We start from the raw sequence: 26,595 nt of genomic DNA, 5'->3' as shown, positions 1-26,595 counted from the left end.
CGGTTAAATGCATGGCAATCCCTCCCCCCTGAGGGGGAGGTTAGGTGGGGGTGTGCGGCGTTGGTAATCCGCGCCGAGCACCCACCCCCGGCCCCTCCCTCAAGGGAGGGGAAAAGAGAGATCACCCCTTTTTCCAGATCATCGGCCCCAGCGGCTCGCCGCCGAAGATATGGACGTGGAGGTGCGGCACTTCCTGCCCGCCATGCGCGCCGACATTGGCCATCATGCGATAGCCCGGTTCCACCAGCCCCTTCATCCGCGCAACTTCGCCAACTGCGCGCACGAAGCCCGCTATCTCCTCCGCGCTCGCCTTGGCCGAGAAATCGTTCCAGCTGACATAACGGCCCTTAGGGATAACGAGCGTGTGAACTTCGGCCTGCGGGTTGATATCCTCGAAGGCGAGCGCCCAGTCGTCCTCGTAGACTTTGTTGGACGGGATGTCGCCGCGCAGGATCTTCGCGAAGATATTGTCGTCGTCGTAGGGCTCGGTCGGGTCGATCGGCATTATGCGTCCTTCCTGCTGGCCTTTTCCGCGATCCCCGATAGCCCTTCGCGGCGTTCGAGTTCGGCGAGGACGTGGTCGAAGCTCACTCCCTTGGCGTCGAGCAGGACCAAGAGGTGGAAAAGGAGGTCCGCGCTTTCGCCGACCAGTTCCTCGTTCGATCCCGAGAGCGCCGCGATCACTGCCTCGGTCGCCTCTTCGCCCAGTTTCTGCGCGATTTTCGGCAGACCCTTCGCGTTCAGCTTGGCGACGTAGCTTTCCTCGGGCGAGGCGTTGCGCCGGGCGGCGATGGTCGCTTCGAGGTGGGCGAGGGTGTTCATGGTGGCGATGTCGCTCAAACCCCCCGCGCCGGCAACCCCGCATCGCGCAGCGCCTTGTGCGCGTCGGCGACGGAATACGTACCGAAATGGAAGATCGAGGCGGCCAGAACGGCGCTGGCATGGCCGTCGCGCACGCCTTCGACCAGATGTTCGAGCGTCCCCACTCCGCCGCTCGCCACCACCGGGATGCTCACTGCATCAGCGATGGTGCGCGTAAGTTCGAGGTCGTAGCCAGCTTGCGTCCCGTCGCCGTCCATGCTGGTGACGAGCAATTCGCCCGCGCCCAACTCCGCGACCTTTGTCGCGTAATTGAGCGCATCGATCCCGGTGGGTTTGCGCCCGCCATGGGTGAAGATTTCCCAGCGCAAGGTCGGATCCGGTGTTTCGCCCACGACCGGCACCTCGGGCGCCACCCGCCGAGCATCCACGCTTGCGACCACGCATTGGCTGCCGAATTTCCGCGCGATTTCGCCCACCAGTTCGGGCCGGGCGACCGCGGCGGAATTGATCGCCACCTTGTCCGCTCCCGCCAGCAGCAACGCCCGCGCATCCTCGACACTACGCACCCCGCCGCCAACTGTCAGCGGCATGAAACATACCTCCGCCGTACGCTTGACGATATCGAGCAACGTCCCACGCCCTTCGTGGCTGGCGGAAATGTCGAGGAAGCACAATTCGTCCGCCCCCGCCTGGTCATAGGCCTGCGCCTGTTCGACCGGGTCGCCGGCATCCTTGAGGTCGACGAAATTGACGCCCTTGACCACACGGCCCTCGGCGACGTCGAGGCAGGGAATGACGCGGATGCGGACGGTCATGATGGGTTCTCGGCTTCGCTCGAACCAGTCCTTCGAGATGGTTCAGCCTTCGGCTTCACGTCCTCAGGACGAACGGAGGTAGGGTAGTAAATCTCCAGACTACCCTTCGCCCTGAGGAACGAGGACGCAGTCCGAGTGTCTCGAAGGGCCTGTTCGAGCGTAGCCGAGTGCAAGCTCACCCCCTCGCCCCCATCTGGATCGCCGCGGCAAGGTCGAGCCGCCCCTCATAAAGCGCCCGCCCCGTGATCACCCCCTCGATCCCCTCATGTGCGTGCATCGAGAGGACGTGAATGTCGGCCAGCCCCTTGACCCCGCCGCTGGCGATCACCGGGATGTCGACCCGCTGCGCAAGCTCTACCGTCGCGTCGATATTGACGCCCTTCAGCATCCCGTCGCGTCCAATATCGGTGAACAGTAATGCGGCGACGCCCGCATCCTCGAACCGGCGGGCGAGGTCGACCACGGGCACGTCGGACACCTCGGCCCAGCCTTCGGTCGCGACCATGCCGTCCCTTGCATCGACCGCGACGACGATGCCGTTCTCCCATTCGCGCGCCATCTCCTTGATGAAATCGGGATCCTTGAGCGCGGCGGAACCCATGACGATGCGCGCGACGCCGAGCTCGAACCAGCCCTCGACCGCCTTCGCATCGCGGATGCCGCCGCCCAATTGGACGTAGCCGGGAAAGCGCTCGACGATGGCCTTCACCGCATCGCCGTTGCGGCTCTCGCCCGCGAAGCTGCCGTCGAGATCGACGACGTGGAGGTGCTCCGCACCGGCTTCGGCGAAGATCATCGCCTGCGCGGAGGGATCGTCGCCATAGACGCTGGCGCGGGCCATGTCGCCTTCGGCCAGACGCACCACCTCGCCGCCCTTGAGGTCGATGGCGGGGAAGACGATCATGGGCTCACTTGTCCCTTCAGTGTCATCCCCACGAAAGCGGGGACCCGCGGCGAGTTTGCGACCAGCGCATTCTGGGTTCCCGCTTTCGCGGGAATGACAATAAGGTGGTTCACGGCCGCCATGCGAGGAACCTTTCCAGCGTCTCCAGCCCGTAGGCCTGGCTCTTTTCCGGATGAAACTGCACGCCGGCGATATTGCCCCGGCTGACGGCGGCGACAAGGCCTTCGCCATGATCGGTCAACGCCGCGACGTGATAGGGATCGTCGGCGACGAAGTGATAGGAGTGGAGGAAATAGGCCTCGCCTTCCTCGATCACCTGATGCCCTCGCGCGTGGGGCATGATTGCGACATCGTTCCAGCCCATATGCGGCACCTTTATCGCTGGATCGTGCGGCTCATTTCTGCGCACCTCGCCCGGAATCCAGCCCAGCCCCTTGTGGCTGCCATGCTCCAGGCCGCGCGTTGCCAGCAACTGCATACCCACGCAGATGCCGAGGAACGGCGCGCCGCCGATCTCGACCCGTTCGCGCAAAGCCTCGATCATGCCGGGGACAGCCTTCAGCCCGTCGGCGCAGGCCTTGAATGCGCCCACGCCGGGAAGCACGATCCGGTCGGCCGCGCTCACGACCTTCGCATCGGCGGTCACCTTAACCGTCGCACCGACCGCTTTCAGAGCGTTGTGAACCGAATGCAGATTGCCCGCGCCGTAATCTATTAGAGCAACCTGCTCAGCCATAGCGAAACCGATCGGTTGCGCAGCAACCGCAAGGGCGACTGCCCGCCCGCAGCGGGGCCGCAGCGGAGCGGAGGCCGTCTAGCGAGGACGCGCGCCCGGATGGGCGTGCGCAAAACACAAACGCCTTACCCACCGAGCTGCCCCTTCGTGCTTGGGATCGCCCCGCCCTTCCTCGGGTCGCGCTCGACACCCTGGCGCATGGCGCGCGCGAAGCCCTTGTAGAGGCTTTCGCAGATATGGTGATTGTTGGTGCCGTAGAGCAGTTCCATGTGCAGCGTCAGCCCCGCCGACTGCGCGACCGAATGAAACCAGTGCTCGATCAGCTCGGTGTCCCATTCGCCGAGCTTTTCCTGCGTGAAGCCTGCCTTCCACACGAAAAAGGGCCGCCCCGATATGTCGAGCGCGACGCGGGTCAGCGTCTCGTCCATCGGCGAATAGGCATGGCCGTAGCGCCCGATCCCCGCCTTGTCGCCCAGCGCCTGCGCGATCGCCTGGCCCAGCGCGATCGCCGAATCCTCGGTGGTGTGATGTTGATCGACGTGAAGGTCGCCCTCGACCTTCATCGACACGTCGATCAGCGAGTGCTTGGAGAACTGTTCGACCATGTGATCGAGAAAGCCGATGCCGGTTGCGACCTCGTACCGCCCCGTGCCGTCGAGATCGACGCGGATCGCGATTTTGGTCTCCGCGGTGTCGCGCGCGATCTGGCCTGTACGCGCGGGGCCCGTTCGCGCAGTCGATTTATCGAGGGAATCTGCCATATATCTGCGCGCTATAGGCGGCCCCCGCTTGTGTGCAAACGCCGTAGTTTCCTCTCGGTCGCCCGTCGCCTGCCGGTGCTTGCGCGGCGCCGGCCTCGGTAAGCAGCGCGACAATCGCGTCCGCGCCTTCACGAAACGCTTGACCCGCGCCGCGCGCTTGGTCACGCTCCCGGCCCTGTGATGAGCGAAGATACGCCCGATAGCCTGATCCCCTATGACGAGATCGTGCAGGAAGCCCTGCGCGCCGTCGTCGGCCGCGTGCTGGGCGAGATCGAGCGCGGCGGCAGCGAGTTGCCGGGCAATCATCACTTCTACATCACTTTCAAGACCGGGGCGGCGGGCGTTTCGATCCCCGCCCATCTGCGCGAACGGTTTCCCGACGAGATGACGATCGTGCTGCAGAACAAGTTCTGGGACCTCGACGTGCGCGAGGACGGCTTCACCGTAGGCCTTTCGTTCAACCAGATCCCGGCCAAGCTCGAAATCCCCTATGCCGCGATCACCGCCTTCGTCGATCCCGCGGTCGATTTCGGCCTGCAATTCCAGGCGTCGGTCGCCGAGATGGAGCCCGAAGCGCACGAAGATGCGGAGAACGACGCCGAGATTGCCAGCGATGGGTCCGGCGATGGGGAGAGCGAGGAGGGCGCGGCCGACGACGGCTCGAACGTCGTCACCGTCGATTTCGGTCGCAAGAAATAGCCGCTATCGCAAAGCGCGATCTGCCCCGCGCGGAAACAAGCTGCCCGTTCGCGAGTTGATTGGGGCATGAGCGACAAAAATCCTGCAAGAAAACGCGACCGCGCCAAGGCCAAGGCGAGCGAACTTACGGAAAAGGCGCTCGAGCGCGACAAATTGGCGAGCGAATTCGTTCGCCCGAGCGAACAGAGCAAGCGCAAGCGAAGCCTGCTCGCGCCCAGCCCCAATCCGGCGACCAATCTCGTCATCGTCGACATCTTAGTACGAGGGGCCGCCCGGCTGATGCGCAAAAAGCTCGAACGCAGCGTCGCCAAGGCGGGTTACGGCGATGAGAGCAAGGCGAGCGAGCTTGTCAATGGACGCTCCACCGCGACCTCGCTCGGCCTTTACGGGGCGAGCAAGCTGGCGACGCGCTCACCCCTCGGCCTTGGCATGGTCACCAGCGCGCTGATCGCAAAGACGCTCTACGATCGCGGCAAATCACGCCAGGCGCGGCTACGCTCGGCGCAAGATTCGCCTCTCGGGCCCGAAGACGAATAAACGCGGGAGGACAGGGCAGAAGAGCCGTCGCGTTTCGCGGCCCTCCCCCGCTTCCCGTCGTTCCCGCTCTGCGACGCTTGATTTACCCCGCCAGGCTGGGGCAGGGGACGCTATGGACGCCATCAAGAGCATCGACAAACTGCACCGGCGCGGGCTGCTGTTCATCCTGTCTTCGCCTTCAGGTGCGGGAAAGACCACCCTATCGCGTAAGCTGCTCGAAGCCGATCCCGACATTCGCCTGTCGGTTTCCGCCACCACCCGCCCCCCGCGCCCCGGCGAAAGGGACGGTGTCCACTACCACTTCGTCTCCGACGCGGCCTTCGACGCGATGGTCGAAGCGGACGAGTTCTACGAATGGGCGCATGTCTTCGGCTATCGCTACGGCACCCCCAAGGGGCATATCCGCGAGGGGCTGAAAGAGGGGCAGGATTACCTGTTCGACATCGACTGGCAGGGCACGCAACAGCTGAAGCAGAAGGACGATCAGGATGTCGTCACCGTCTTCGTCCTGCCGCCGAGCCTCCCCGAACTGCGCCGCCGCCTCGAAGCGCGCGCGCAGGACAGCGACGACGTGATCGACGAGCGCATGGAACGCGCCCGCGCCGAAATCAGCCACTGGGCCGAATACGATTACGTCGTCATCAATGACGATGTCGAGGAATGCTTCGCGCGGGTACGCGAGGTGCTGGATGCCGAGCGCATGCGCCGCACCCGTCAGACCGGACTGATCCCCTTCGTGCGCGAGCTGATGGGGGGTTAGCCCTCCGCCACCTCGAACACACCGCAGGCGATTCGATCATCGTTGCCGGGTGCCGTTTCCATCGCCGGATCCGCCTCGCGCTGGTGGATCATGAAGGACGCGCCATCGCCGCTCATCATCGTCTCGAAGCTTTCCTGCGTGGCGAGCGTGTATTCGAGCATACCGGCGCCGTCTTCGCCGACCGTGACCGTGGCATTGTCGCTATCGTTCGCCGGATCGTCGTCGCCAAGGCCTAGCGCGGCGTCGAACGGCGCCCAGTGCGGGCCGGCGGCCATGAAGTCGGGCTCGCACGCGGCGGTGTCGTGAATATGCGCGCCGTGCTCGCCGGGCGACAGCCCCTCCACGGCAATACTGAGCGCAATTCCGCCCTCGGCCTGGCGCGCGGTGGCGGTGCCGATCTCTTCGCCCGCCGCATTCAGCAGCACGGCGCGGGCTTGCTGGTCGCCGATGGCGGCTGTGGCCTCGGCGGCTGGTTCCGCCTCCACTGCATCGTCCGCGCCCCCGCATGCGACGAGCGAGAATGCGAGAAGGGTGGCAGCAAGATGGCGGGTCATGGGCTTGAGGCTCCTGTCGGTCTAGGGTTTCAATGCGCTGCGGCTGCGGATGAAGAGCGCGCAGGCTAGCGCTAAAACAACCGTCCGACAGATCGACGGTTCCGATTCCTCCGTCCGGTCAGGCCAGATCACCCGCCCGAGGGATCGACGAAATTGCCCGCGCCGACATTGGCGTTCACCACCCCGCCGTCGATCGCGATGGTCGTGCCCACCACGTAATCGCCCGCGCGGCTCAGCAGGTAGATCGCGCCGCCGGCCATGTCCTCTGTGACGCCGACGCGCTTGGAAGGAATGCCCTTGGAAACCGAGTCCTCGTTGTCGCGCGCGGCGCGGTTCATGGCGCTGGGAAAGGCGCCGGGGCCGATGCCGTTGACGACGATATTGTCGCCGATCAGTTCGGCCGCCATCCGCCGGGTCAGATGGATGAGGCCTGCTTTCGATGCCTGGTAGGGATAGGTCGGCCAGGGATTGGTCTTCATCCCGTCGATTGAAGCGATCATCAGCACCTTGGCCGGTTTTTCGGGCGTGCCCGCGGCCTTCAGCAGAGAATGCAGTTTCTGCGTCAGGAAGAACGGCGTCTTCACGTTCAGATCCATCGTGCGGTGCCAGCCAGCCTCGCTGAATTCGGTGAACGGCTCACCCCAGGCGGCGCCCGCATTGTTGACGAGGATGTCGAGCTTGTCCTCCTTCGCCGCGATCTCGTCGGCGAGTTGCTGGATACCGTCCATCTGGGAGAGGTCCGCAACGAAGCCGATGACCTTGTCGCCCAAATCGGCAACCGTTTCATCGACCTGTTCCTTCTTGCGCGCGCAGATATAGACCCGCGCCGCACCAGCGGCGAGCAGCCCCTCGACGATCATCCGCCCGATCCCGCGCGAGCCACCGGTAACGAGCGCTACGCGGCCCTCGAGGCTGAAAAGGTTCTGTATGTCCATTATGATGCTTCCTCTCTCGTCATCGCGAGCGAAGCGAAGCAATCCAGAGCGTATCGCTCAGCGGCTCTGGATTGCCACGTCGCCTGCGGCTCCTCGCAATGACGAGGAGTGCTTGGTCTCAATACCCGCTCAATTCCGCGACCCGGTTGGCGTGATAATAGGCATCGCCCAGGAACTCGGAGAGCGCGCGGTCGCGTTTCATGTAGAGGCCGATATCGTATTCGTCGGTCATGCCGATGCCGCCATGCATCTGCACGCCTTCCCTGACCGCGAGGCCGGCGGCTTTCGCGACCTTGGCCTTGGCGACGGAGGCGAACAGGTCCGCGCTTTCGGCGCCCGCATCGAGCAATTGCTGCGCCTTGATCGTTGCGGCGCGGGCGATCTCGACCTCGGAATAGAGATGCGCGGCGCGGTGTTGCAGCGCCTGGAATTCGCCGATCAGCTTGCCGAACTGCTTGCGCTGCTTGAGGTAGTCGACCGTCATGTCCATCGCGCCGCTGGCAACGCCCACGCCTTCGGCGGCCGCGCCCACGCGGCCCGCGCTCAGCATGGCATCGAGAATATCGCGCCCGCCATCGACCTCGCCGATCACCGCATCGCCGTCCAATTCGACCCCGTCCAATATGATGTGCGAGGCGACCGAACTGTCGACGAGCCGCACCGCGTCCTGACGCATCCCTGCCGCATCTTTGGGCACCGCGAACAAGGTCACACCGTCCGCGTCCTCGTCGCTGCCCGATGTGCGGGCAGCGACCACGATCATGTCGGCGCTCGCTCCGTGCACGACGAAGCTCTTGGAGCCGCTCAGCTTGAACCCGTTGCCCGATTTTTCGGCACGGGTGGCGATACGTTCGGGCCGGTGTTTCGCGCTCTCGTCGATGGCAACGGCGAAGACCCTCTCGCCCTCGACGAGACCGGGGAGATAGCGCTGTTTGATCTCGCTCGATCCGTGCTTCAGCGCGCTTGCGGCGAGCACCGATGAGGTGAGGAAGGGCGAAGGCGTCAGGTTGCGCCCGATCTCCTCGAGCACGATGCCCGCCTCGACATGGCCGAGACCGAGCCCGCCGTCGGCCTCATCGACGAGGATGCCGGTGAAGCCCATTTCTGCCATCTGCTTCCACAGGCCGTGGCCGAAACCGTCCTTGCAATCGCGGTCGCGCCAGTGGCGCAGCTGCTTGGCGATATTGCCTTCCTCGGCCATGAAGCCGCTGGCGGTATCGGCGAGCATCGCCTGATCGTCGTCGTGATAAAGTGGCATGTCTTTCCTCTCCGCACCCGTCATCCCGGACTTGATCCGGGATCGGTCCGAAATTGTGAGCGGCCCCGGATCAAGTCCGGGGCGACGAATTTGTTACCCGCCCGGCAATTCGAGAATGCGCTTGGAGATAACGTTCAGCATCACCTCGCTGGTGCCGCCCTCGATCGAGTTGGCCTTGGTGCGAAGCCAGCTGCGCGCGGGCTTGCCGCCGCTCGTATCCTCGCTCTCCCATTCGAGGCTGCGCGAACCGCCCGCGCTCATCATCAATTCGTGGCGACGCTTGTTCAGCTCGGTGCCGACATATTTCATCATGTTGGGCTGCGCCGGGTGGCCCTTGCCCGCCTTCATCTCGTCCATGAAGCGTTCCGACATCGCGGTGAAGGCGAGCGCGTCGACGTCGAACAGGGCAAGCTCGCTGCGCAGGACGGGCGCGATCTCGTCGCCGGTTTTTCCCGCATGCCGCTTCATCGCGGCGCCGATCGCCGCGGTGCGCTCGCCCCCGCCCATGCCGGAGATCATCTCGCGTTCGTGGCCAAGCAGATATTTCGCAACGTCCCAGCCGCGGCCGATCTCTCCGACATAGCCCGGCACATCCTCGCCATAGGATTTGGGCACCTTCACATCATCGAAGAAGGTTTCGCAGAACGGACTGTTGCCGCTGATGAGGAGGATCGGCTTGGTCGAGACGCCCTCGCTCGCCATGTCGAACAGCATGAAGGTGATGCCGCCATATTTGTTCTGCTTGTCGGTGCGCACGAGGCAGAAGATCCAGTCGGCCTCGTCGGCATAGGAAGTCCAGATTTTCTGGCCGTTGACCACCCATTGGTCGCCCTGATCGTCGCCATAGGTCTGCATCGAGACGAGGTCCGAGCCGCTGCCGGGTTCGGAATAGCCCTGGCACCAGCGGATTTCGCCGCGCGCGATTTCGTTCAGGAAACGCTGCTTCTGGCCTTCGGTGCCGAATTTAAGGAGCGCGGGGCCGAGCATCCAGATGCCGAAGGAGGATAGCGGCGGGCGCGCGCCGATCGCCGCCATTTCCTGGCGCAGCACCTTGGCCTCGGCCGCGGAGAGCCCGGCGCCGCCATATTCCTTGGGCCAGCTCGGCACGGTATAGCCCTTGTCACGCGCCGCCTCGAACCAGGCTTTCTGCGCTGCGTTCTTGAAGGTCGCGTTTCGGCCACCCCAGTAGACATCGTCGTCGTCGCGGACCGGCTCGCGCATTTCGGGCGGGCAATTGGCTTCGAGCCATTCGCGTGTTTCCTCGCGGAAGCTCTCCAGATCGGCCATGGGTGTTCCTCTCGCTTGCATTGCGTGCTTGACGCCGACGTTATCGTGATTCGCGCCGAGGTCGCAAGCGTCTTGGCTGCATGGCAAGCCGGAAGGGCATGCCGTAACGTCCGCGCGAATGCTCGCGATTAGGTTGCAAAGTCGAACCGGGTGGATGACAAGCACCCCCATGCGATTCTCCGACAAGATTGCAGTCGTCACCGGTGCGGCTTCGGGCATCGGCGCGGAAACCGCGCGGCTGTTCGCGCGCGAGGGAGCCATTGTGTTTGCGGGCGACATCGACGAGGCGGGCGGCGCGAAACTCGCGGCGGAGGCCGAGGGCGATATCCGCTTCGTTCCCTGCGACGTCACCGATCCCGCCGCGATCGAGGCGCTTATGAACGCAGCCGCGGGCGTGGACGGCGGGATCGACATCCTGATGAACAACGCCGCTGCCGGCGGGGCCCGGGCGAATATCGACGAGATCGAACCTGCCGACTGGGACATGACGATGAACCTCGTCCTGCGCTCGGTCGCGCTCGGCATCCGCTATGCCGTGCCGCACATGAAGGGGCGTGCCTCCACGAAAAACGGCGGCGCGAATATTGTCAACGTCTCGAGCGTCGCGGCGGTGGGGCCGGGCTATGCGCCGACCGCCTATTCCGTCGCCAAGGCGGGCGTGCTGCACCTCACGAAATGCGCCGCCGCCGATCTGGCGCAATTCGGGATCAGGGTGAATGCGGTGCAACCCGGCTTCATCAACACCAATATCTTTACCGCCTCGCTCGACGTTCCAGGCGAGATGAAGAAGCTCGCCAACGCCGCCATCGCCCAGATCTCCTCCAACGCGCAGCCTGTGCGGCGCGGCGGGCAGAGCGCCGACATCGCCGAGGCGGTAGCCTATCTCGCAGGCGCGGGCGCCGGCTTCGTCACCGGCACCTCGCTGATCGTCGATGGCGGAATTACTCTGGGGCCGCGCCATAGCTGGGACCCGGAGGAGCCGGGCCTGTTTTCCGCGCTCGAGAAGATGGAAGAGGACATGAAGGCGAAAGCGGGCGAGGCGGCACCGGACTGATGCAAGCCGCAGCCGGCCCGCTTTCGACCCGCCTGAATCTCGTCCACGGCTTCGGCGCGGTCGCCTTCGGGGTCAAGGATTTGGGCTTCTCCTTCTTCCTGCTCATCTTCTACAATCAAGTGCTGGGCATGGACGCCCGGCTGGTCAGCCTCGCGCTGCTGATCGCGCTCTTGGTCGATGCGGTGATCGATCCGATCATCGGCAATCTTTCCGATCGCACCTACACGCGCTGGGGACGCCGCCTGCCTTGGCTCTATGTCGCGCCGATCCCGCTGGCGGTGGTGTGGGTGCTGTTGTGGTCGCCGCCGGGCGGCGAGGCGCCAAGCTTCGCCGGACTGGTCGGGATCGCCATCTGCGTGCGCATCCTGCTGTCGGCTTGCGAAGTCCCCTCGGTCAGCCTGGTGCCCGAACTCACGCAGGATTACGACCAGCGCACCACGCTCTTCCGGTTTCGCTTCTTGTCGGGCTGGATGGGCGGGCTGACGATGATGGTGCTGGCCTACACGGTCTTCATGCCAGGGCAGGACGGGCTTTTGCAGCAGGAGGGTTATTTCGCCTTCGGGCTGTTCGGCGCGGTGCTGATGGCGGCGTCGGTGATCGGCTCGGCGGCAGGGCAGCACTATCTCGTCGCGCGCCTGCCCGAAACGCGGCCTGCACCCTTCACCTTCAAAGGCGCCTTCGCCGAGATCTTCGAGGCCTTTTCGGAGAAGAGCTTTCTCATCTTCGGCGCAGGCGCCCTCGCCGCCTATGTCAGCCAGGGGATGCTGTTTTCGATCCTCAACTACCTCAACCTCTTCGTCTGGCAATTGACGCAGACCGACCTCATCCTGCTCCCGGCTACCTTGTTCCTCTCGGTCGTCCTCATGTTCGTCGTGGTCGGGCCGATGCACCGCGCCTGGGGCAAGGCGAAAACGGCCATGATCGCGGCGATCGGATCGATGATGATCGGACTTACGCCCTACGCCCTGCTGCTCGCCGGTATCTGGCCGGAGGTGGGGACCGCCGCTTCGACCTACGGCTATTTCGCCTTCCTGCTGTTCGGCAACACGCTGGGCGTGGTGATGATGATTTCTGCCACCTCGATGATCGCCGAAATCGTCGAAGCGTTCGAGGAGCGCACCTATCGCCGGGCGGAGGCGGCGTTCTATTCGGGAAATTGGCTGATCCAGAAATGCGCGACCGGGGCGGGCATCTTCGTTACCGGACAGATCATCGGCGCCGCCGGGCTCGCCGCTGATGCCGATCCGGGCGCGGTGCCGGCACAAACGATTGCGGACATGGTGCTCTATTTTGGCGGGGCGAGCGCAGTGCTGGCGCTGATCGCGGCCTATTGGCTCGGCCGCTTCCCGATCAGCCGCGCCGAGCATGAGGCGCGGCTCGAAAGGCTGGCGGCGCGCAAGGACGCAGCGCCGCCGCAAACCGCGCTCCCCGAAAATCCGATCGGCAACGCCTCGCGCGCCAGCCCGGATGGCAGCCCGCTCGCGCCCTGACCACCCGATCTGAGTATAGTGCCCTTCCCAAAATCAAGGGTTGGCGCGCCCGAAGCGCTCTGCCACTCTTGATCAGAAGAGATTCGAACGAGAGACGAGAGGAACGCCCCCATGGATTTCGAACCCACCGAACGTCAGGCCTATTGGCGCGATCGCGTGCGCAATTTCATCGAGAAGCACATTCGCCCCAATCTCGATACCTATGCCGAGCAGGATGCCGAGGGCGACCGCTGGAAGGTCATCCAGATCATCGAGGATAAGAAGAAAATCGCGAAGGACGAAGGGCTGTGGAACCTCTTCATGCCGCCGCGCAATGACAGCCACCACCATGTCGATGAGACATTCGAATTCGAAGGGCCGGGCCTCACCAACCTCGAATACGCGTTGTGCGCCGAGGAAATGGGCCGGATCGGCTGGGCGTCGGAAGTCTTCAACTGCTCCGCGCCCGACACCGGCAATATGGAAGTCTTCCACCGCTACGGCACGCGCGAGCAGAAAGAGGAATGGCTCAAGCCCATCATGAACGGCGAAATCCGTTCCGCCTTCCTGATGACCGAGCCGTTCACCGCTTCCTCGGACGCGACCAATATCGAAACGAAGATCGAGCGCGATGGCGATGAATATGTCATCAACGGGCGCAAATGGTGGTCTTCGGGCCTCGGCGATCCGCGCTGCAAGGTCGCGATCGTGATGGGCAAGACCGATTTCGGAGCCAAGCGCCACGCGCAGCAATCGATGGTGCTGATGCCGATCGATGCCAAGGGCGTGAACATCATCCGCCACCTGCCCGTCTTCGGCTATGACGATGCGCCGCACGGCCATATGGAAGTCGAAATGAAGGACGTGCGCGTCCCTGCCTCCAACATGCTGCTGGGCGAAGGGCGCGGCTTCGAGATTGCGCAAGGGCGCCTTGGCCCGGGCCGTATCCACCACTGCATGCGCACGATCGGCGTCGCCGAAGAAGCACTCGCCAAGATGTGCCGCCGGCTTCAGGAGCGCGAGGCGTTCGGCAAGCCGATCTACAAGCATTCGGTCTGGGAAGAGCGCGTGGCGCGCGCCCGTATCGATATCGACATGACGCGCCTTCTCTGCCTCAAGGCCGCCGACATGATGGACAAGGTCGGCAACAAGTCGGCCAAGCAGGAAATCGCCATGATCAAGGTGCAGGCGCCCAACATGGCGCTGAAGATCATCGACGATGCGATCCAGGCGCATGGTGGCGGCGGCGTGTCGAACGACTATGGCCTTGCGAGTGCCTATGCGCATCAGCGCACATTGCGCCTCGCCGATGGCCCGGACGAGGTTCACGCCCGCTCGATCGCGCGCATGGAGTTCGGCAAGCATGCGCCCAATGAAGGCCCCAGCGCCAACGCCCTGCGCGCCAATGGTGCGGCGGGCGGCGCCCATGCTGCGGGCAGTGCGGCTGCGAGCGCAACCGCGATGGGAATGAGCAGCGGCGAAGTCGGCGCGGCGCGTTAAAGCACAACAAAAACAAACCCGCTCGTGCTGAGCCTGTCGAAGCACCGCACTTCTTTGAGCGATGGTCCAGAAGTGAAGGACGGCCCTTCGACAGGCTCAGGGCGAGCGGGAACGTAATATATGGCAAAAGCCGCAATTCTTGAAAAACCCGGCGAGGGTCTGACCATCGGCGAGATCGAGCTCGCCGATCCTCTGCCGCACGAAGTGCTGATCGACACCAAGGCGTGCGGGCTGTGCCATTCGGACCTGCACTTCATCGACGGCGCCTACCCCCATGCCCTGCCCTGCGTGCCCGGACACGAAGCGGCGGGCGTGGTCCGCGCGGTCGGCAGCGAAGTGTCGAGCGTCAAGCCCGGCGATCACGTCGTCTCTTGTCTCTCCGCCTTTTGCGGTCAGTGCGAGTTCTGCGTTACCGGTCGCATGGCGCTTTGCCTCGGCGCTGGCACGCGGCGCGGCAAGGGCGAGAAGCTGCGCCTGACGCGCGGCGGCGGAGAGCCGGTTCACCAGATGCTCAACCTGTCGGCACTCAGCGAACAGATGCTGATCCACGAAAATGCCTGCGTCGCGATCGACAAGGACATGCCGCTCGATCGCGCCGCCGTCATCGGCTGCGCGGTGACGACGGGGGCGGGGACGATCTTCAATGCCTGCAAGGTGACGCCGGGCGAAAGTGTGCTGGTGGTCGGCTGCGGCGGCGTCGGGCTCGCCACGATCAACGCGGCGAAGATCGCCGGAGCGGGCATGGTCATCGCCGCCGATCCGCTGCCCGAAAAGCGCGAGCTGGCCAAGGTGCTGGGCGCAACGCATACAGTCGATGCGCTTGCCGAGGATGCCGCGAAACAGGTGCTCGAGTTGTCGGGCGGCGGGGTGCATTGGGGGATCGAGGCGGTGGGCCGGCAAACATCCGCCGATCTCGCGGTCGCTTCGCTGCGGCGCGGGGGAACCGCGGTGATCCTCGGCATGATGCCGCTGGACTGCAAGGTGGGCCTCGGTGCGATGGACCTGCTCGGCGGCAAGAAACTGATGGGCGCGATCATGGGCATGAACCACTTCCCGGTCGACCTGCCGCGGCTCGTCGATTTCTACATGCGCGGCCTGCTCGATCTCGACACGATCATCGCCGAGCGCATCGGGCTGGACGAGGTCAATAAAGGTTTCGACACGATGCGCGCCGGGCACCATGCGCGCAGCGTGGTGGTGTTCGACTGATGGCAGAGCAGAACAAGGCGAGTGGCATGCCCGACATCGATTTCGACAAGGAGATGGTCGGCACGGTCGAGGTCGAAGGGCAAGACAAGCTCGATCTGGACGCGCTCACCGCCTGGTTCGAGGCCAATGTCGAAGGCTTCGCCGGACCGATCACTTACACCAAGTTCAAGGGCGGCCAGTCCAACCCGACCTACAAGATCGAGACGCCCGGAAAAGATGGGGGGGGCACGAATTATGTCCTGCGCCGTCAGCCCTTCGGCAAATTGTTGCCCAGCGCCCATGCGGTGGACCGCGAATACAAGGCGATGACGGGTCTTTACCCCACCGGCTTTCCCGTGCCGCGAACCTATGGTCTTTGCGAAGATCCGGAGGTCATTGGCTCCAAGTTCTTCGTCATGAGCATGGCCGATGGGCGGTCCTTATGGAACGGCGCGCTGCCCGGGATGGAGCCCGAGCAACGCCGCGCGATCTACCACGCGCTGATCGACACGATGGCCGAGCTGCATCTGAACGATCCGGAGAAGATCGGGCTTGGCGATTATGGCAAGCCGACCGATTATTGCGCGCGCCAGATCGCGCGGTGGTCCAAGCAATACAAGCTCTCCGAAACCGAGCACATGCCGCAGATGGAGCGGATGATCGAATGGCTGCCCGAGACGATCCCGCCGCAGCACGAAAGCAGCGTGGTTCACGGCGATTACCGGCTCGACAACGTTATTTTCGCAGCCGACGAGGATCGGATCATCGCGGTGCTCGATTGGGAGCTGTCGACGCTGGGCGATCCGATCGCCGATTTCAGCTATCTCATGCTCAACTGGCACAATCCGGCCGACGGACGCGCGGGGCTGCTCGGGCTCGATCTGGAAGCGCTGGGCATTCCAAGCCAGGAAGAGGCGGTCGAACGCTATGTCGCGCGCACCGGCTATCCGGTGCCGCCGATGGACTGGTATTTCGCCTACAACCTGTTCCGCCTCGCCGGGATCATGCAGGGCATTAAGAAGCGCGTGATCGACGGCACCGCCTCTTCCGCGCATGCTAAGTCGATGAGCGAACGGGTCGCCCCGCTGGTCGAGCGCGCTTACATGTTCGCGCGTGATGCCGGGATGCCTGAATAGGATATCCCGAAAAAAGGACGCATGCCTGAATAGAGCTAGAAGGCGTTCGTGAGGCTGACGAGCGCGCCGGCATCGCTTGGCGCCTCGGTGATATGGCCAGGTTCGCGGCGGTAATAGATGCTGGCGGCGAGCGTTCCGATCGACATTCTGCCGCTCCAGGCCAGTTCGCCGATCAACTCGCGCCCCGCGGGACTCAGCGACAGCGATTGCCGTCCGATCATCGCGCTTTCGCTGGCATAGTCGTAGGCGATGGGCAGATCGAAATCGAGCGTTCCGCCGGTAACCCGCAGCGGCTGGCTGACCCGCAGGCCGAAAGCATCGCCGGGCAGGACAGTCGAACGCCGCGTCAGGTCGAGCGACCAGCCGCGCGTGGCGATCCGGCCCCCGGCGGCGATCGCCGAACTGCCGCGCGGTGTGGTGCTGCCGACGCGAAGGCTCGCACCAAGCCGCCACTTTGCGCCGAGCGGATAGCCGATCCGGCCATCGATAAAGACGCTGTCCGCCCCAGCTACGCCCAACGCCGGCGTGAAATGCGCGCCGAGCAGCGTCTCCTCCTCCTGCAACCAGGACAGCGCAAACCCGGTCTCGAGCGCACCCCAGCGGCGATCCGCGGCAAGCCCGATCCGCGTCGTCGGGCGGCTTTCGGCTTCACCCGATGCCGCGCCGCCGAACTCGCGCCAATCGCCGAGCCAGGCGCGCCCGCGCTCGGCGGAGACGGTCAGACCCCACGACCCCACCATATGGCGGCTGGCGAACGCAACGTCGCTGCGCGCGAGAAAGCCGCTGTCGCCGCCCGCTTCCCCCGCGATGCGGAAAGCCGCACCCGAAGCGCCCTGCATCTGCGCGACCAATCCCTCGGCGCTTTGAGACAGGGCGAAGCCGACTTTCATGTCCGGGGCGATCGCCGCGACGATCCGCGATGCGAGCACACGCGTGCCATGCGCCTCCTCGCTCGTCAGCTGCAAGGGCTGTGACCAGCCGAGGCCCGCCGCGCGGCTCCCCTCGCCCACCGTCACCGCCAGCGACAGCGCCCCGTTTCCAGCCGAACGCGTATGCGCGCCCGGCCCCACCGCGCCGCGCAGGCGCTGGACCTGCGCGGCATTGGCGGTGCGGCGCGACAGATCGAGCGTGTAGGCACGATCGTAGCGGTCGGTAACGATGGTGCTCAGCTGCGCGCTTTGAAGCGCATCGCCCATCGCCGCCGATCCGACGGCGAGCATGTCGCTCGTCAACAGCGCCGCATCGGTGCCCGCGATCCGTGTCGTGCCCGACGGCTGGAACGCGGCGGCGATATCGAGAATGCCGGTGCCGTAAGTGCTGTCGATCCCCGCGGCGCCCGCATCGCGTGCGGTGTCGAGCAGGATTTCGACGATCTCGGCCCCGGTCAGGTTGGGAAAGGCCTGCGCCAGCAGCGCGACCGCGCCCGAAACTTGCGGCGCGGCGAAGCTGGTGCCCGAAAAGACCGTCACGAATTGCTGGTTGCCGACCGTCTCGACGAAGATTTCGCCGTCTTCGTAAACGCAGCAGATCCGCTCTCCCAGAGCCGTGATATAGGAGGCGGCGTTGGGACCGGCGCGGTTGCTGAAGCTCGATATCGTCCCGTCCTGATCGACCGAGCCGACGACGATGACATTCGCCCCGCCCGCGGCGATGAGATCGTTACTGAAAGGGTCGACCTCGCCCACCGGCAGACCGTCATTGCCCGCCGCAACCACGATGACCAGGCCCGCCGCGGCGGCTCTGGCGACCGCAGCTTGAAGCTCGGTGGATGCGTTGCCGCCGCCAAGGCTCAGATTGACCACCGCCGCGCCGGTTTCCACCGCGACATCAATCCCGCGCGCGATGTCGCTATCGAGGAAACTGCAACCCAGCGAAGGGTCCTGCGGCGTGTCGTTGCCGCAGCTTCCGGGGCGGTCGGCGCGCAAAGCCAAGACCTGCGCATCGAAGGCGATGCCGAGAACGCCGGCGTCGTTGCGCCCGCCGGCGGCGACGAGCGCGACATTGGTGCCGTGATCGTCCTGCGGATCGATGCCGCGATCGTTGCCGGCGACATCCTGCGAATTGGGGTGGATGCGACCGGTAAATTCCGGGTTGTCGCTGTCTAGGCCGCTATCGACGATGGCGATGATCTCGCCCGTTCCGGTTGCGCCATCCTCCCACGCGGCGACGGCGCCGTGGAAGTTCGGACCGTCCGATTGGCCGAACTCCACCGTATCGAACGCGCCGGGCGGCGGAGGGGGTGGAGGCGGCGGAGGCGGTGGAGGGGGCGGCGGCGGTGGGGGTGCCGGCGGCGGCAGGACCGCGACGCCGGGCCCGCCGCCGCCCCCGCCACCGCAAGCGGCGAGCGCGGCGCAGGCGAATGCTGCTGCGGCGACGCGAGGCCAGCGCCTTCGCGAATGCTTCATAGGTTGTGCAGGTCCGTCAGCCATGCGCGCCGATCCTCAGCCGAGATACCCCACCAGGTCCCTCCCATAGGCGCAGGCACCGCGCGCATTCAAGGCGATCGGCAACAATGCGTAGTCTCGGCAGGGTCTTGGAGGTCGCCCCGCCGTCCTCCCGCCCTTGCCGCTGGCGAAGCTGCAAGCTAGCAGCTTCGTCGCACGACCGGACGGCGCAAGGAGACACGGCCCAGCATGACCAAAGCATTGATCGATCAGATCGAGGAAGCCTGGGAGGCGCGCGACACGCTTTCGCCGGGAAGCGACGTGCGCCACGCGGTCGGCCAGGCGATCAAGCTGCTCGACAATGGCGAGGAACGCGTGGCCGAGCCCGACGGCGAGGGCGGCTGGCGGGTCAATCAATGGCTAAAGAAAGCCGTGCTTCTCTCCTTCCGCCTCAACGACAACCGCGTGATGGAAACCGCCGCCGGCGGCGAATCCGCCTATGACAAGGTGCCTCTGAAATTCGCCGGCTGGGGCGACAGCCGCTTTAGCGAGGCGGGCTTTCGCGCGGTGCCGGGCGCGATCGTGCGGCGTGGAAGTTTCATCGGCAAGGGCGCGGTTCTGATGCCGAGTTTCGTCAATATCGGCGCCTATGTCGGCGAAGGCACGATGGTCGATACCTGGGCGACGGTCGGCTCATGCGCGCAGATCGGGAAGAACGTCCACCTGTCGGGCGGCGCCGGTATCGGCGGCGTGCTCGAGCCGCTCCAGGCCGAACCCGTCATCATCGGCGACGGCGCCTTCATCGGCGCGCGCGCGGAAGTCGCCGAGGGCGTGCGCGTGGGCGAAGGCGCTGTGCTGTCGATGGGGGTCTATCTCGGCGCATCGACCAAGATCGTTGACCGCGCCACCGGCGAAGTGCATCGCGGCGAAGTGCCGCCATATGCCGTCGTCGTCCCCGGATCGCTGCCGGGCAAGGACTTGCCGGACGGCTCGCCCGGCCCATCGCTCTATTGCGCTGTGATCGTCAAGACGGTCGATGCGCAGACCCGCTCTAAGACCGGTATCAACGAGCTGCTGCGCGACTAACCCGGTCCCCTTTCCCTCGCGCAATCTTCCCTCGCACCCGCCCGGGTGCGCAATCGCCTCTTTCCCGGGCGACGTCCTCTCGGCTATAAGACATCCAAACGGAGATTGTATGGCATACGAAAAAGACAACGAAGTCCACATCGAGGACGATGACGCTCGCGCGGCGAGCACGCCTGGCATCCTGCGGTGGATACTCGGCATCAGCCTGGTTCTCGCCGTGGTCGCGATGAGCCTGGTCTGGATCATTCCCGCACTCTTTGCCTGACGTCGAACGGGCTCTTGCCCCCTGCGTCCGTTAGTGCGCGCCTCCCGGAACGCTGCGAGCGAGCTTGCGTTGTCTCTCCCGTAAACCCTTTACGGAGACGACAATGAGCAATTCCAACAGCTTCCAGACCAACCAATACGTAAAATGGGAATGGGGCGATGGTTATGGCAAGGGCCAGATCGAAGAGCGCTTCGAAAAAGAAGTGACGCGCACCCTGCAGGGCAGCGAAGTCACCAAGGACGGCGATAAGGACAATCCCGCCTACCTGATCAAGCAGGAAGACGGCGACAAGGTCCTGAAACGCGGGTCCGAGCTCGAAGACTGGGACAAGGACTGAGCGCCGTGCCCAAGGCCAAGAGCAAAGCACAGCAACAGGCGGCGGGCGCAGCGCTCGCCGCCAAGCGCGGCGAGCAGGACAAGTCCGACCTGCAGGGTGCGTCGGTCGAAATGTATGAAAGCATGTCCGAAGACGAGCTCGAGGAAATGGCCTCGACCTCGCGAGAGGACCTGCCCGACACCGCGGACGAGGACTGAGCCATGGACAGCGACGAGAAAGACGAGATCTACGACACGTTCTACGACCGCGTGAACATGCAGCCCAAGGAGCTCGAGGAATGGCTCGAGACCGAGGAATCGAAGTCGGTCGGCGACAGCGATGACGGCGAGAGCACCGGCCACAAATCGGGCCGGCGCATCGTGGAGATCAAGCGCACGAATAAGGACGACCTGACCGACGACCAGTTCGAGCACATGAACAAGGTCAACAACTACATCAAGCGCCACCTCTCGCAGCAGCCCGACGGCGATGTCGAGGACACCGACTGGCGCTACAGCCTGATGAATTGGGGCCACGATCCGATGAAGGACGATTGAGGCGCGTAACCGATCGCGCGCCGGCGGCGAATGGGGGCATGAATGGAATGATCCATGTCGACCATGCCTGCCCAACCCCGCATCCCCGCACGCGCTACAGCCATCGCCATACGCGCCGAGGTCGATGACGACCTGACGCCCTATGTGCTTATCGCCAGTCTGACGCTCGCGATCGCGGCGATGAGCCTCGCCTGGATCGTCCCGGCGCTATACCTCTGAAGATCGCCTAATCCGCCTCCGGGATCAGCCGCTCGATCGGCGGCTGCCCGGCGGCGCGCGCGGCGTAGCGTTCGGCTTCGCGCAAGACGCGCATGGCATTGCGGCTCGCGATCAGTTCGAGCTCGACCTGCGAATAGCCGCGGCGCACCAGTTCGGCGAAAAGCTGCGGATAGCCGCTCACATCCTCGAAACCGTCGGGCCCGGTCGGCATGCCGTCAAAATCGCCGCCGATGCCGATATGTTCGACGCCGATCGTGTCTCTGATGTGATCGATGTGGTCGGCCATGTGCCCGATCGTCGTCGCCGGTTCGGGATTGGCCGCGTCCCATTGGGCCATCGCCGCCTCGACGATTCCCGGCTGTCCCAGATTGAGCGACTCGAGCCGGGCTTCTTCGGCAACGCGCGCGGCATACCATTGACGTCTTTCCTCGTTGAGAAAGCCGGGAAGCCCCACCACCATTACAATACCGCCATTCTCGGGCAGGCGCGCGAGCACGCTCTCGGGCACGTTCCTCGCATGGCCATTGACCGCCCGCACGCCCGAATGACTGAAGATTACCGGCACGCGCGAGGCGTCGAGCGCGTCGTGCATCGCCTCTTCGCTGACATGGCTGAGATCCACCAGCATACCGATCCGGTTCATCTCGCGCACCACGTCCTTGCCGAAATCGGTGAGGCCGCCATGCTCGGACTCGTCGGTCGCGCTGTCAGCCCAGGGGGTGTTCTCGCTATGCGTCAGCGTCATGTAGCGCGCGCCCAGGTCGTACATCTGGCGCAGCACGGCGAGGCTCGATCCGATCGAATGGCCTCCTTCCATGCCCAGCAGCGACGCGACGCGGCCATTGGCGATGGCGGTCTCGATGTCGCCGGAGGTTTCGGCATAGGCGAGTGCGTCCGGATAGCGCGCGATCAGCCGCTTCATCACGTCGATCTGCTCCATCGTCATACGCACCGCTTCGGGTTCGGAAAGGCTGACGGGCACATAGACCGACCAATATTGTGCGCCGACCCGGCCTTCGCGAAGCCGCGCGAGGTCGGTGTGCATCACCCGGCCTTCGGGATGGGCCGCGCCGGTATCGGTGGTGTCGGTGAAGTCGAAACCGCCCAACTGATTGTCGAACCGTGCGCGCAGCTGGATCGGCAGATCGTTATGCCCATCGAACACCGGCGCGATGTCGAGCGCGACGAGCGCGGCTTCGAGCGCGGGATCGGGTGCGGGCGCGGGCGCCGGTTCGGTCGCCACCGCGGCATCCTCGATCGGCGGCGGCGCTGTATCCTGCGCGGCAAGCGGGGCGGCGGCGAGACTTACGAGCGCGAGTAGCGGAAGGATCGCGGGAAGGCGCGGGCTCTGGGTGCGGCGCTGGGCAGGTTGCATAATGGGGCTTTCTCCCGATAGGACTGGCCCCCGAAGCGACTGGGAGCGGCGAGAATGAACCCGAATAGCGCGGCCGGGCTGATCGAACAATTGGGCTTGGCGCGGCATCCCGAGGGCGGGTGGTATCGCGAGACCTGGCGCGGCGCCCCCGGCGCGGACGGACGGGCGAGCGGCACCGCGATCCAGTTCCTGCTGGCAGCGGGCGAAGCGTCGCACTGGCACCGCATCGATGCGGACGAGCTCTGGCTGTGGCAGGGCGGCGACCCGCTTGAATTGCGCACTGCCGACGGGGACGAGAAGCGTGTCAGCACCGTCGTGCTCGGCCCCTCCCCCGCCTCCGGACATGAGCTGCAAGCCCGCGTTCCGGCCGGAGCCTGGCAGGCGGCGCAGCTGCAATCCTCGGCCGTCGGCTATTGCCTCGTCTCCTGCATCGTCGTCCCGGGCTTTGAGTTTTCCGCCTTCGAACTCGCGCCGCCCGGCTGGTCGCCCAACTCCACACCCAATCAGGACGCTGCCGCATGATCCGCGTTGTCCTGAGATTGGTGCTCGCCGCATTCTACGGCTTTGCCGGGGTAATGCATGTCCTCCGGCCAGAGCCGTTCCTGTCGATCATGCCGGAAATGGTGCCCTACCCCGAGGCGATCGTCTTCTGGACGGGCGTTGCCGAGATCGCGGGCGCGATGGCGCTCGTCCAGCCCTTCGACATCCGCCTGCGCCGCGCCGCCGGGATCGGACTTGCGCTCTATGCGCTGTGCGTGTGGCCGGCAAATATCAATCACTTCGCAATGGACATGGCGCGCGAGGATGGCGGGCTGGGACTGCCCTATCACGTGCCGCGCATGCTGGCGCAGCCGGTCCTTATCGTGTGGGCGTTGTGGGCGGGAGAGGTGCGTATTCCGCACCGCAAGGATGCGCGTGCCGGGTAGCGAGATGTCCGTGACCCCTTCGCCGAACGTCGCAGAAGACGCTATCGCCGAATTGCTGGCGCAGCGCGGGCCCGGCAAGACGATCTGCCCGAGCGAGGTCGCCCGCCGTCTCGCCGGCAAAGGCGGCGACTGGCGCGCGCTGATGGCGGGGGTGCACGAAGCGGTCGATACGATGCTGGGGCGCCGCGACATCGCCATTTCCTGGCGCGGTCGGCGGCTGGACCGGCGCCGCGGTGCCTATCGCATCGCCACGCGCCGGTCCGCCTCGAGGGAAGCCGTCAGCTTCCGCTAACTCAGCTGAGGTGCTTGGATACCGCAGCCGTCATCTTGAACATCGAAATCTGGTCGTGGCCGATCACCGCGCCCAGCTTCTTGTCCGGATTGATCTGCCGTTTGTCCTTGGAATCCTGCAGGTCGTTCGCCTTGATATATTCCCAGACCTTCGAGGTCACCTGGGCGCGCGTCATCGGACCCTTGCCGACGACGTTCTCCAGATCGCTCGACAGGTTCACCGGCTTTTGCAGTGCGTTGGTCTTTGCTGCCATATTCAGTCTCCCTTGTTTTCTACGCTATTGCTCTTGGATTATGCGAGCGGCCACCATGCCGGCGACCGCGGCGGATCAGGTCATGTCCCCATCTATCGGATCGTCGATCATGCTGGCATCGGCGGCCTCGACCCCGGTGAACTGCGCGTGGAGCACGCTGCAACCGGTGACGGAACCCTCGATCGCATGGATCAGCTCTTCGCGGCTCGCCCCCGGCATGAGGGTCAGCGGCAGATCGGTCGCGAACAGCTGAAACACGTAGTCGCGCGTCTCCCCGATCGGCGGGTCCGGCAGGAGCCATTCCGAATTGCCGTGCGCGTTCTTGCCGGTGCGCGGCGGGGCCTCTCCTTCAAGCAGCTTGCCGCGCTGTCCGGCGAGTCCCCAGACCAGCCAGTGACACGCCGGCTCGCCCGCTGCACCGGCGCCGCCGGTGGCGTCCTCGACGATCACGATCAGCTCCTGCGAACCCGGCGGCGGCGCCGTCCATTCGAGCGGCGGCGCGACTGCGTCCTCTTCCGTGGCGGTGAAACACGGATCGAGCTGCCCGCCGGCTGCGAATGCCGGGCTCGAAAGCTTGAGCCCCCCGCGCTCGAAACTCTTCGCATCGCCGAGCCGGGCGATCGCGAGACCGGGATGGCGCGCGGATTCGGGCAGGGCGCCGGTCAGCCAGCTTGGCAGTTCAGGCATGATTCTGTCTTTCCATTCCCCGCCTGCTAGTCGAGGGATGCTGCCGAGACGAGGGGAAAGGCGGCGATTTGCCCCGGTTTGTTGCGGAAAAGCGCTCATACGCGCGTTCCTGGCGGCGGAAATGGCTGCCCGGGCGGCGCAGATAGTGACCGCGCGTCGGTCCGCGCCCGCCCTGCGGCACCCCTCCCAGCACCCTGCACATCATACCTACGCAGATCGGACTTGCCGTTCGTGCTCGGGCAGGACATGAAAGGCTGGGGGGTCCGCTGGTGGAGGATCGCCCACCTTGTCGTTTCGGAGTCGCGATCTTTCCCATGCCCATCCATTCCTTTCCCTCGCCCGTCCCTGCTGCGCGTACCGCGCTTACCGCGACGCTCGCTATCGCGCTCGCGGCCTGCGGCGGCGGCGGGCCGAGCGACCGGGGGCCGATCGCCGGCCCCAGCCCGACGCCCGTTCCATCGCCGACCACCACACCCACGCCGCCCCCGCCGCCGACCGGCACCTGCGCGATCCAGAACCAGCTGCAATTCGCCGACGACGTGCTCGAGGAATGGTATCTCTTCCCCGATCTGCTCGCTGATGTCGATCCCGCCGCCTTCAATTCGGTCCAGGGCTTTCTCGATGCCCGCGTCGCGCCCGCGCGCGCGCAGCGGCGCGATGTCGGCTTTACGTTCGCCACCTCGATCGAGGAAGAGAACGAGCTCATCAATTCGGGCTCGAGCGCGGGCTTCGGTATCCGGCTGAACTACGACACGGTGAACAACCGCGTCTTCGTGCTCGAGGCCTTCGAAAACGGGCCGGCCTTCGATGCGGGCTTCGATCGCGGCGTCGAATTGCTCGCGATCGGCACCAACGGCTCGAACCTTGAGTCCGTCGGCGCACTGCTCGCCTCGGGCGGGGTCGGCGCCGTGGTCAACGCGCTCGGTCCGTCCGATCCGGGCGTCACCCGTACCCTGCGGTTCGCGCGGCCCGATGGCACTGTCATCACTGCCACCGTGACGAAGGAGGAATTCGCGCTCGATCCGATCTCCGACCGCTATGGCGCCCGCATAATCTCCGATGGCAGCAGGACCGTCGGCTACGTCAATCTACGCACCTTCATTATCGCCGACGCGGCGGACCAGCTGCGCGAAGCCTTCGCGCTGTTCAACGCCAACGACGTCACCGAACTGGTCCTCGATTTCCGCTACAATGGCGGCGGGCTCGTGAGCGTTGCGGAGACGCTCGGCGACCTACTGGGCAAAGGGCTGGAGGGGCAGGTCTTCAGCGAGACCATTCTGCGGCCCGAAAAGTCGGAATTCAACGACACCGCGCTGTTCAGGGCCGAGCCAAACGCCCTGCGCCCCGAAAAGATCGCCTTTATCACCACCGACGCCAGCGCTTCGGCGAGCGAGCTCGTCGTCAACGCGATGTTGCCCTATTTCGAACCGGAGGACATCGCGATCATCGGCCAGAACACGTCGGGCAAACCGGTGGGCCAATTCGCCTTCGACCTCGAGGAATGCGACCTGCGCATTCGCGCGGTGACCTTCCGCACGGTCAATGCCAACGGCAATGGCGAGTACTTCAATGGGCTTGCCGATGTCGTCCCCAACACCTGCCGCGCCGACGACGACTTCACCCGGCAATTGGGCGATCCGGCGGAGGATTCGCTGGCGACCGCCCTGTCCTTCCTACGCGGCGAAAGCTGTACGCCTATCGCTAGCAGCATCACCGCGCAAAGCGTGCGCGGGCGCAAGATGCTGACGCCGGCCAATCGCAGCGCGGCGCAATGGCAGATCCCGGGTCTGTTCTAAGCGCCTTACACGGTAGCTATCCTG

At 65.1% G+C, this 26,595-nt stretch carries 32 protein-coding genes; 18 read left to right on the top strand and 14 right to left on the bottom strand.

The genetic code is table 11. The features are described 5' to 3' along the window. Nucleotides 1–121 precede the first annotated feature (121 nt). The 6 genes from V2I30_RS14475 to hisB form a co-directional block, all read right to left on the bottom strand. A complete protein-coding gene (locus tag V2I30_RS14475) occupies nucleotides 122–505 on the bottom strand; it encodes a histidine triad nucleotide-binding protein (protein WP_330662892.1) in 384 nt (127 codons plus the stop codon). Then, entirely contained in the window at nucleotides 505–822 is a 318-nt protein-coding gene (locus tag V2I30_RS14470) for a phosphoribosyl-ATP diphosphatase (RefSeq protein WP_330662891.1), read from the bottom strand. Before V2I30_RS14470 ends, V2I30_RS14475 begins: the two co-directional genes overlap by 1 nt. Before the next feature lie 14 nt (nucleotides 823–836). Then, nucleotides 837–1,637, bottom strand: coding sequence for an imidazole glycerol phosphate synthase subunit HisF (gene hisF / locus V2I30_RS14465; protein ID WP_330662890.1), 801 nt, complete (start codon nucleotides 1,635–1,637; stop codon nucleotides 837–839). 175 nt (nucleotides 1,638–1,812) lie between these two features. After that, complete coding sequence (gene hisA, locus V2I30_RS14460; RefSeq protein WP_330662889.1) at nucleotides 1,813–2,541, bottom strand: 1-(5-phosphoribosyl)-5-[(5-phosphoribosylamino)methylideneamino]imidazole-4-carboxamide isomerase; 729 nt, start codon at nucleotides 2,539–2,541, stop codon at nucleotides 1,813–1,815. A 109-nt stretch (nucleotides 2,542–2,650) separates the two neighbouring features. Further along, a complete protein-coding gene (gene hisH / locus V2I30_RS14455) occupies nucleotides 2,651–3,277 on the bottom strand; it encodes an imidazole glycerol phosphate synthase subunit HisH (protein ID WP_330662888.1) in 627 nt (208 codons plus the stop codon). A gap of 125 nt (nucleotides 3,278–3,402) precedes the next feature. After that, nucleotides 3,403–4,038 (bottom strand): imidazoleglycerol-phosphate dehydratase HisB, encoded by a 636-nt coding sequence (hisB, locus tag V2I30_RS14450; RefSeq protein WP_330662887.1) that lies wholly within the window; start codon nucleotides 4,036–4,038, stop codon nucleotides 3,403–3,405. A 180-nt stretch (nucleotides 4,039–4,218) separates the two neighbouring features. Here hisB and V2I30_RS14445 point away from each other — a divergent pair, with 180 nt between their 5' ends. From V2I30_RS14445 to gmk, 3 genes are all read left to right on the top strand, one after another. Beyond that, a complete protein-coding gene (locus tag V2I30_RS14445; protein ID WP_330662886.1) occupies nucleotides 4,219–4,737 on the top strand; it encodes an SspB family protein in 519 nt (172 codons plus the stop codon). Nucleotides 4,738–4,803: 66 nt separating this feature from the next. Further along, nucleotides 4,804–5,274 carry a hypothetical protein gene (locus V2I30_RS14440; RefSeq protein ID WP_330662885.1) on the top strand — a complete coding sequence of 157 codons (471 nt, stop codon included), beginning with the start codon at nucleotides 4,804–4,806 and terminating at the stop codon, nucleotides 5,272–5,274. A gap of 112 nt (nucleotides 5,275–5,386) precedes the next feature. Next, complete coding sequence (gene gmk, locus V2I30_RS14435; protein WP_330662884.1) at nucleotides 5,387–6,034, top strand: guanylate kinase; 648 nt, start codon at nucleotides 5,387–5,389, stop codon at nucleotides 6,032–6,034. Here the strand turns inward: gmk and V2I30_RS14430 are convergent. The 4 genes from V2I30_RS14430 to V2I30_RS14415 all read right to left on the bottom strand — a co-directional run bounded on the left by V2I30_RS14430 (nucleotide 6,031) and on the right by V2I30_RS14415 (nucleotide 10,068). Continuing rightward, a complete protein-coding gene (locus V2I30_RS14430) occupies nucleotides 6,031–6,588 on the bottom strand; it encodes a superoxide dismutase family protein (RefSeq protein ID WP_330662883.1) in 558 nt (185 codons plus the stop codon). The two genes, gmk and V2I30_RS14430, sit on opposite strands and share 4 nt — an antisense overlap. A gap of 128 nt (nucleotides 6,589–6,716) precedes the next feature. Beyond that, on the bottom strand, nucleotides 6,717–7,523 hold the full coding sequence (locus V2I30_RS14425; protein ID WP_330662882.1) for an SDR family oxidoreductase: 807 nt from the start codon (nucleotides 7,521–7,523) through the stop codon (nucleotides 6,717–6,719). Nucleotides 7,524–7,641: 118 nt separating this feature from the next. Next, nucleotides 7,642–8,781: an acyl-CoA dehydrogenase family protein gene (locus tag V2I30_RS14420; RefSeq protein WP_330662881.1), complete on the bottom strand. Its 1,140-nt coding sequence runs from the start codon at nucleotides 8,779–8,781 to the stop codon at nucleotides 7,642–7,644. 93 nt (nucleotides 8,782–8,874) lie between these two features. Then, entirely contained in the window at nucleotides 8,875–10,068 is a 1,194-nt protein-coding gene (locus V2I30_RS14415; protein ID WP_330662880.1) for an acyl-CoA dehydrogenase family protein, read from the bottom strand. A 169-nt stretch (nucleotides 10,069–10,237) separates the two neighbouring features. On the opposite strand from V2I30_RS14415, the gene V2I30_RS14410 reads away from it, so the two are divergent. The 5 genes from V2I30_RS14410 to V2I30_RS14390 all read left to right on the top strand — a co-directional run bounded on the left by V2I30_RS14410 (nucleotide 10,238) and on the right by V2I30_RS14390 (nucleotide 16,415). Then, complete coding sequence (locus V2I30_RS14410; RefSeq protein WP_330662972.1) at nucleotides 10,238–11,122, top strand: SDR family NAD(P)-dependent oxidoreductase; 885 nt, start codon at nucleotides 10,238–10,240, stop codon at nucleotides 11,120–11,122. Beyond that, nucleotides 11,122–12,612 (top strand): MFS transporter, encoded by a 1,491-nt coding sequence (locus V2I30_RS14405; RefSeq protein WP_330662879.1) that lies wholly within the window; start codon nucleotides 11,122–11,124, stop codon nucleotides 12,610–12,612. Before V2I30_RS14410 ends, V2I30_RS14405 begins: the two co-directional genes overlap by 1 nt. Before the next feature lie 111 nt (nucleotides 12,613–12,723). Further along, complete coding sequence (locus tag V2I30_RS14400; protein ID WP_330662878.1) at nucleotides 12,724–14,091, top strand: acyl-CoA dehydrogenase family protein; 1,368 nt, start codon at nucleotides 12,724–12,726, stop codon at nucleotides 14,089–14,091. 120 nt (nucleotides 14,092–14,211) lie between these two features. Next, nucleotides 14,212–15,300, top strand: a complete 1,089-nt coding sequence (locus V2I30_RS14395) for a Zn-dependent alcohol dehydrogenase (RefSeq protein WP_330662877.1) — start codon at nucleotides 14,212–14,214, stop codon at nucleotides 15,298–15,300. 26 nt (nucleotides 15,301–15,326) lie between these two features. Then, entirely contained in the window at nucleotides 15,327–16,415 is a 1,089-nt protein-coding gene (locus V2I30_RS14390) for a phosphotransferase family protein (protein WP_330662876.1), read from the top strand. 35 nt (nucleotides 16,416–16,450) lie between these two features. Here the strand turns inward: V2I30_RS14390 and V2I30_RS14385 are convergent, their stop codons facing one another. Next, the gene (locus tag V2I30_RS14385) at nucleotides 16,451–18,625 is read right to left on the bottom strand and encodes a S8 family peptidase (protein ID WP_330662875.1); all 2,175 of its coding nucleotides are present in this window, start codon (nucleotides 18,623–18,625) and stop codon (nucleotides 16,451–16,453) included. A 423-nt stretch (nucleotides 18,626–19,048) separates the two neighbouring features. Here V2I30_RS14385 and dapD point away from each other — a divergent pair, with 423 nt between their 5' ends. From dapD to V2I30_RS14355, 6 genes are all read left to right on the top strand, one after another. Beyond that, nucleotides 19,049–19,885, top strand: coding sequence for a 2,3,4,5-tetrahydropyridine-2,6-dicarboxylate N-succinyltransferase (gene dapD / locus V2I30_RS14380; protein WP_330662874.1), 837 nt, complete (start codon nucleotides 19,049–19,051; stop codon nucleotides 19,883–19,885). 109 nt (nucleotides 19,886–19,994) lie between these two features. Beyond that, entirely contained in the window at nucleotides 19,995–20,150 is a 156-nt protein-coding gene (locus V2I30_RS14375) for a hypothetical protein (RefSeq protein WP_330662873.1), read from the top strand. Between the two features lie 103 nt (nucleotides 20,151–20,253). After that, nucleotides 20,254–20,487, top strand: a complete 234-nt coding sequence (locus tag V2I30_RS14370) for a DUF2945 domain-containing protein (RefSeq protein WP_330662872.1) — start codon at nucleotides 20,254–20,256, stop codon at nucleotides 20,485–20,487. Nucleotides 20,488–20,492: 5 nt separating this feature from the next. Next, complete coding sequence (locus V2I30_RS14365; protein WP_330662871.1) at nucleotides 20,493–20,684, top strand: DUF3008 family protein; 192 nt, start codon at nucleotides 20,493–20,495, stop codon at nucleotides 20,682–20,684. Nucleotides 20,685–20,687: 3 nt separating this feature from the next. Beyond that, nucleotides 20,688–21,023 carry a DUF3140 domain-containing protein gene (locus V2I30_RS14360; protein WP_330662870.1) on the top strand — a complete coding sequence of 112 codons (336 nt, stop codon included), beginning with the start codon at nucleotides 20,688–20,690 and terminating at the stop codon, nucleotides 21,021–21,023. Nucleotides 21,024–21,077: 54 nt separating this feature from the next. Beyond that, on the top strand, nucleotides 21,078–21,242 hold the full coding sequence (locus tag V2I30_RS14355; RefSeq protein WP_330662869.1) for a hypothetical protein: 165 nt from the start codon (nucleotides 21,078–21,080) through the stop codon (nucleotides 21,240–21,242). A gap of 7 nt (nucleotides 21,243–21,249) precedes the next feature. On the opposite strand, the gene V2I30_RS14350 is transcribed toward V2I30_RS14355, so the two are convergent. Then, nucleotides 21,250–22,617 carry a dipeptidase gene (locus tag V2I30_RS14350; protein ID WP_330662868.1) on the bottom strand — a complete coding sequence of 456 codons (1,368 nt, stop codon included), beginning with the start codon at nucleotides 22,615–22,617 and terminating at the stop codon, nucleotides 21,250–21,252. Between the two features lie 54 nt (nucleotides 22,618–22,671). Between V2I30_RS14350 and V2I30_RS14345 the strand changes: the two genes are divergently transcribed. The 3 genes from V2I30_RS14345 to V2I30_RS14335 are packed head-to-tail and all read left to right on the top strand — an operon-like array spanning nucleotide 22,672 to nucleotide 23,835. Next, nucleotides 22,672–23,139: a cupin domain-containing protein gene (locus V2I30_RS14345; RefSeq protein WP_330662867.1), complete on the top strand. Its 468-nt coding sequence runs from the start codon at nucleotides 22,672–22,674 to the stop codon at nucleotides 23,137–23,139. Beyond that, entirely contained in the window at nucleotides 23,136–23,543 is a 408-nt protein-coding gene (locus tag V2I30_RS14340; RefSeq protein ID WP_330662866.1) for a DoxX family protein, read from the top strand. Before V2I30_RS14345 ends, V2I30_RS14340 begins: the two co-directional genes overlap by 4 nt. 10 nt (nucleotides 23,544–23,553) lie before the next feature. Continuing rightward, complete coding sequence (locus V2I30_RS14335; protein ID WP_330662865.1) at nucleotides 23,554–23,835, top strand: DUF3253 domain-containing protein; 282 nt, start codon at nucleotides 23,554–23,556, stop codon at nucleotides 23,833–23,835. A gap of 1 nt (nucleotide 23,836) precedes the next feature. On the opposite strand, the gene V2I30_RS14330 is transcribed toward V2I30_RS14335, so the two are convergent. Together V2I30_RS14330 and V2I30_RS14325 are read right to left on the bottom strand one after the other, a co-directional pair. After that, nucleotides 23,837–24,088, bottom strand: coding sequence for an SWIB/MDM2 domain-containing protein (locus V2I30_RS14330; RefSeq protein ID WP_330662864.1), 252 nt, complete (start codon nucleotides 24,086–24,088; stop codon nucleotides 23,837–23,839). A 75-nt stretch (nucleotides 24,089–24,163) separates the two neighbouring features. Beyond that, entirely contained in the window at nucleotides 24,164–24,775 is a 612-nt protein-coding gene (locus tag V2I30_RS14325; RefSeq protein ID WP_330662863.1) for a YbhB/YbcL family Raf kinase inhibitor-like protein, read from the bottom strand. Nucleotides 24,776–25,089: 314 nt separating this feature from the next. On the opposite strand from V2I30_RS14325, the gene V2I30_RS14320 reads away from it, so the two are divergent. After that, a complete protein-coding gene (locus V2I30_RS14320) occupies nucleotides 25,090–26,571 on the top strand; it encodes a S41 family peptidase (RefSeq protein ID WP_330662862.1) in 1,482 nt (493 codons plus the stop codon). Nucleotides 26,572–26,595: the final 24 nt, after the last annotated feature.

This window comes from Erythrobacter sp., from assembly GCF_036351135.1.
In the GTDB taxonomy this organism is placed as follows: domain Bacteria; phylum Pseudomonadota; class Alphaproteobacteria; order Sphingomonadales; family Sphingomonadaceae; genus Erythrobacter.
This window is presented reverse-complemented; position numbering and strand designations above follow the sequence as displayed.

Coding starts and splice junctions, on each gene's coding strand:
- V2I30_RS14470 (WP_330662891.1), bottom strand. CDS start 822: ATGAACACCCTCGCCCACCTCGAAGCGACCATCGCCGCCCGGCGCAAC.
- V2I30_RS14445 (WP_330662886.1), top strand. CDS start 4,219: ATGAGCGAAGATACGCCCGATAGCCTGATCCCCTATGACGAGATCGTG.
- V2I30_RS14400 (WP_330662878.1), top strand. CDS start 12,724: ATGGATTTCGAACCCACCGAACGTCAGGCCTATTGGCGCGATCGCGTG.
- V2I30_RS14360 (WP_330662870.1), top strand. CDS start 20,688: ATGGACAGCGACGAGAAAGACGAGATCTACGACACGTTCTACGACCGC.
- V2I30_RS14405 (WP_330662879.1), top strand. CDS start 11,122: ATGCAAGCCGCAGCCGGCCCGCTTTCGACCCGCCTGAATCTCGTCCAC.
- V2I30_RS14370 (WP_330662872.1), top strand. CDS start 20,254: ATGAGCAATTCCAACAGCTTCCAGACCAACCAATACGTAAAATGGGAA.
- V2I30_RS14420 (WP_330662881.1), bottom strand. CDS start 8,781: ATGCCACTTTATCACGACGACGATCAGGCGATGCTCGCCGATACCGCC.
- V2I30_RS14355 (WP_330662869.1), top strand. CDS start 21,078: ATGTCGACCATGCCTGCCCAACCCCGCATCCCCGCACGCGCTACAGCC.
- V2I30_RS14330 (WP_330662864.1), bottom strand. CDS start 24,088: ATGGCAGCAAAGACCAACGCACTGCAAAAGCCGGTGAACCTGTCGAGC.
- hisA (WP_330662889.1), bottom strand. CDS start 2,541: ATGATCGTCTTCCCCGCCATCGACCTCAAGGGCGGCGAGGTGGTGCGT.
- V2I30_RS14415 (WP_330662880.1), bottom strand. CDS start 10,068: ATGGCCGATCTGGAGAGCTTCCGCGAGGAAACACGCGAATGGCTCGAA.
- V2I30_RS14345 (WP_330662867.1), top strand. CDS start 22,672: ATGAACCCGAATAGCGCGGCCGGGCTGATCGAACAATTGGGCTTGGCG.
- dapD (WP_330662874.1), top strand. CDS start 19,049: ATGACCAAAGCATTGATCGATCAGATCGAGGAAGCCTGGGAGGCGCGC.
- V2I30_RS14390 (WP_330662876.1), top strand. CDS start 15,327: ATGCCCGACATCGATTTCGACAAGGAGATGGTCGGCACGGTCGAGGTC.
- hisH (WP_330662888.1), bottom strand. CDS start 3,277: ATGGCTGAGCAGGTTGCTCTAATAGATTACGGCGCGGGCAATCTGCAT.
- V2I30_RS14410 (WP_330662972.1), top strand. CDS start 10,238: ATGCGATTCTCCGACAAGATTGCAGTCGTCACCGGTGCGGCTTCGGGC.
- V2I30_RS14475 (WP_330662892.1), bottom strand. CDS start 505: ATGCCGATCGACCCGACCGAGCCCTACGACGACGACAATATCTTCGCG.
- V2I30_RS14350 (WP_330662868.1), bottom strand. CDS start 22,617: ATGCAACCTGCCCAGCGCCGCACCCAGAGCCCGCGCCTTCCCGCGATC.
- gmk (WP_330662884.1), top strand. CDS start 5,387: ATGGACGCCATCAAGAGCATCGACAAACTGCACCGGCGCGGGCTGCTG.
- V2I30_RS14430 (WP_330662883.1), bottom strand. CDS start 6,588: ATGACCCGCCATCTTGCTGCCACCCTTCTCGCATTCTCGCTCGTCGCA.
- V2I30_RS14440 (WP_330662885.1), top strand. CDS start 4,804: ATGAGCGACAAAAATCCTGCAAGAAAACGCGACCGCGCCAAGGCCAAG.
- hisF (WP_330662890.1), bottom strand. CDS start 1,637: ATGACCGTCCGCATCCGCGTCATTCCCTGCCTCGACGTCGCCGAGGGC.
- V2I30_RS14340 (WP_330662866.1), top strand. CDS start 23,136: ATGATCCGCGTTGTCCTGAGATTGGTGCTCGCCGCATTCTACGGCTTT.
- V2I30_RS14320 (WP_330662862.1), top strand. CDS start 25,090: ATGCCCATCCATTCCTTTCCCTCGCCCGTCCCTGCTGCGCGTACCGCG.
- V2I30_RS14395 (WP_330662877.1), top strand. CDS start 14,212: ATGGCAAAAGCCGCAATTCTTGAAAAACCCGGCGAGGGTCTGACCATC.
- V2I30_RS14375 (WP_330662873.1), top strand. CDS start 19,995: ATGGCATACGAAAAAGACAACGAAGTCCACATCGAGGACGATGACGCT.
- hisB (WP_330662887.1), bottom strand. CDS start 4,038: ATGGCAGATTCCCTCGATAAATCGACTGCGCGAACGGGCCCCGCGCGT.
- V2I30_RS14325 (WP_330662863.1), bottom strand. CDS start 24,775: ATGCCTGAACTGCCAAGCTGGCTGACCGGCGCCCTGCCCGAATCCGCG.
- V2I30_RS14425 (WP_330662882.1), bottom strand. CDS start 7,523: ATGGACATACAGAACCTTTTCAGCCTCGAGGGCCGCGTAGCGCTCGTT.